The sequence below is a fragment of the Spirochaeta lutea genome (assembly GCF_000758165.1).
GTDB classification, from domain to species: domain Bacteria; phylum Spirochaetota; class Spirochaetia; order DSM-27196; family Salinispiraceae; genus Spirochaeta_D; species Spirochaeta_D lutea.
The window spans coordinates 1-3,006 of the sequence record NZ_JNUP01000016.1 but is presented as its reverse complement, the minus strand read 5'-3'; the positions used below and the strand labels follow the sequence as shown (position 1 = coordinate 3,006).

General features: G+C 32.7%; 3 protein-coding genes. All 3 read left to right on the top strand.

Annotated features, from left to right (window positions below; translation table 11 throughout):
* Positions 1-78: 78 nt before the first annotated feature.
* The 3 genes from DC28_RS02105 (at position 79) to DC28_RS02095 (ending at position 2,903) form a co-directional block, all read left to right on the top strand.
* Positions 79-1,161, top strand: coding sequence for a peptidoglycan DD-metalloendopeptidase family protein (locus DC28_RS02105; protein WP_037545249.1), 1,083 nt, complete (start codon positions 79-81; stop codon positions 1,159-1,161).
* Positions 1,162-1,357: 196 nt separating this feature from the next.
* The gene (locus DC28_RS02100) at positions 1,358-1,972 is read left to right on the top strand and encodes a hypothetical protein (protein ID WP_037545247.1); all 615 of its coding nucleotides are present in this window, start codon (positions 1,358-1,360) and stop codon (positions 1,970-1,972) included.
* A gap of 28 nt (positions 1,973-2,000) precedes the next feature.
* Complete coding sequence (locus DC28_RS02095; RefSeq protein WP_037545246.1) at positions 2,001-2,903, top strand: hypothetical protein; 903 nt, start codon at positions 2,001-2,003, stop codon at positions 2,901-2,903.
* The last annotated feature ends 103 nt before the right edge of the window (positions 2,904-3,006 follow it).

The following is a 3,006-nucleotide window of genomic DNA, read 5'->3' as shown; positions in this document are numbered from 1 at the left end:
TTCTTGGCAAAAACCGCGCCACTTTCGCTCCGCAGGTTAAGCGCGCGTTATGTGGAATTTTTTTAAAACGGAAGAAAAATGAACCTAAATAGTATTTTGTGCTTAGCTTCAATAATATTAATAATAAATTCACCAATTTTCGCTGATTCTACTTTACCAGATACTTTCCCAATTCAAAATATCAACGATGCAAGAATCGAATTTACGATTGGGAACCAAGCACAGCAAATCTTTGGATCTCTTGAAACAAGCCAAGCATATTATTCTTCCTCATTAGTCATTTTAAATACCTCATTAAGCAATCCACTTCACGTCATCTCTCCGGGTAGAGGAATTATTACTAGAATTGCAGAATATAATATTCAAAATACAGATTTTTTCGAAGTTACTATTAATCATACAAATGGCTTTGAGAGTGTTTTAACTGATTTAACAGAAATCAATGTTGATTATCAGGATTTCATTTCAAAAGGACAAGAAATCGGTTTATCAAGCAACCATAGAGTTGTTCGACATAGAGGGATAAAATATCAACTTAAATATAACGGCGTGATTATCAATCCAGAAATAATCGTATTGGGACTCAATCATGGAGATTTTTCAATTGGTACTCTTACAGAAATTACAGATGCAATCAGTCAAACTGCAATAGAGCAGTACCCAATTATTGTTCGAGACAATTTCATAGAATATAATTCGAAACAATTTCCATTAAAGATTACTGAAATACAATTGTCCAATTTCATTAAAATTGATCCAACAAAAGAAACTATTGCTTATTCAGATCCGAATAAACCAGAATATGATGAATTGATTTTTGATTTCGGAATATTCAAAGTAATTAGATATCGCTATAGCGCCACTTTACAAGCAATTACAATTACTTCGACGGAGATACAAATTTTCGATAACCAATTAATTGGCTCTTCAGTGAGTGAAGTATTATCAAATTTGGGCATACCATTCAGAACGCAATTCCACAATGATGTAATCTCGAGATTAACTTCGATTTACATTCTTCAAAATCATTTGGATATGCAGGACGAGGTTAGTGTGATGGATTTTATAATTAGCGATCATTCCGGGAATTCATATACATTATTATTGGACATCCAGGACGGAGTTGTGAGCGCTATGCAAATTCAATTAAACGAAGAATAATGAAATCCACATAACAATCATTTCGAGCTGATTCGCCTATTGTCACACTTTGTGCATTTCGCTTCGCTCGGCACAAAGTGCGCCAATTACGGCTCACAGCTCAAATGGTCGTTATGCATATCCAGCAAGGTGATTTGCAAATTTGATATATTTAAAAAACTATTGTTGTTCTGAATCAGCATTGGAGGAAATAAATATGTTAAGAAATATTATAATAATTTTTCTCAACTTAATTGTAATAGATTCCGCTATTGCTCAAGATTTTACCTTTCGTGGATTACTTTGGAATTCTTCAGAGAGTCAAATAATTGAGAAAGAAGGTTCCCCCTCTAAAAGAACTACTTCAGACCAAAAACAAATGTTTGGAGAGGTTACACTTTCATATGAATCAATAAACGTTGCAGGATATGACGCAATTATGGAAATTGAAATAGGTAAAGCTGGGATAATCGCAGGTACTTACTCCTTCTCATTAAATCAAGAAGAGTTTACTTTTGGATTACTAAATCCACAGGAACATGTAAATGCTTACGTTGATCTTATCCAGAAATTAACTTCTCTCTATGGCACTCCTATTGAATCAAATTCTATCGATAAATTAAATGAACGCCCTTCAATGTTATCCATACAAAACTTACAAAATTCTGCACCACTTAAAAGCGTATGGGAATTCAAAGAGGGAGGTGCAATATACTTAGTACTGAGTTTCAATCAAAAATGGAATTTAATCTTGGCATATATTTCCCCAACTCAATATGATATCATCAAGAAAATGCAGGAAGCTCAAGCAAATAACAAAGACGGTCTATGAAATTTACGAAATATTTAATTAATTGCATATGAAGCAAATAAAGCTATTTTCCCAAGAAAAATCGCATGATGAACTTTATAGTCAAATCAGAGACCAAAATGGGAATATAAGGAAATATATTGAAGATATTTGGAAAGATTACGAACTATTTGCAGATCAGAATTTTGATAAACAATTAAGCGAAAATTTTATCGATCATATATGGGAAATGTGTCTTTTTAAGGCGCTGAAAGATAAAGACCTGGAATTTGCGGAAAAAACTAGAAAAGTAGGTCCAGATTTCATTATCAATACAAACTCAAGAAAAATAAACATTGAAGCTGTAACAGTCTCTTCTGGTGAAATAAACAACAAAAATTCAATAAAAAATAACGGTCAAATCTCAGGTATTGATGAAGACTTTTTTTCTGGTGATATTTCGCCTTCCGAAATCCAGGTTCGATATCTTAAAGCAATCTATGATAAAAAAGAAAAAATTGAAAAATATATATCTGAAAAAGTCATTTTAGAAACAGACATAAATATAATTGCAATTACATCAGCAAAAATCCCTATTACAGCCATACCTGATCCAGTACTAGGTCCGGTAGGCTATTTGATACGAAGTTTATCTCCGATTGGTAATGAGTATATTTGTGTAAATGGAACGTCTAAAAAAGTTGCTTTTGAAAAAAGTAATCAAGTGTTCAAGAATAATGGAAATCCAGTTACAAAATTGCTTATAAATGAAAATAATCTCGGAAATATAAGCGCATTTTTATACGCACCAAGCCTAAGCATATATAATGATAATTTTGTTCAACCACTTTGGTTAATTAAAAATCAAAATTGTTGTAATCCACTTGGTGATGTTATTGATTTACCAGAGGTAGTTATAACACAAAATTTGGATCGATTTTCGATAAGTTATATATCAAAGCAGAATGCATAACAATCGCATGGACACAGATTTTTCGGCTTCGCCGAAAAACTGGTCATGCGGGCGTTATAAAGAGCCGGGTAATGTAATTTTGCAATGCGTTTCCGATAGTCCT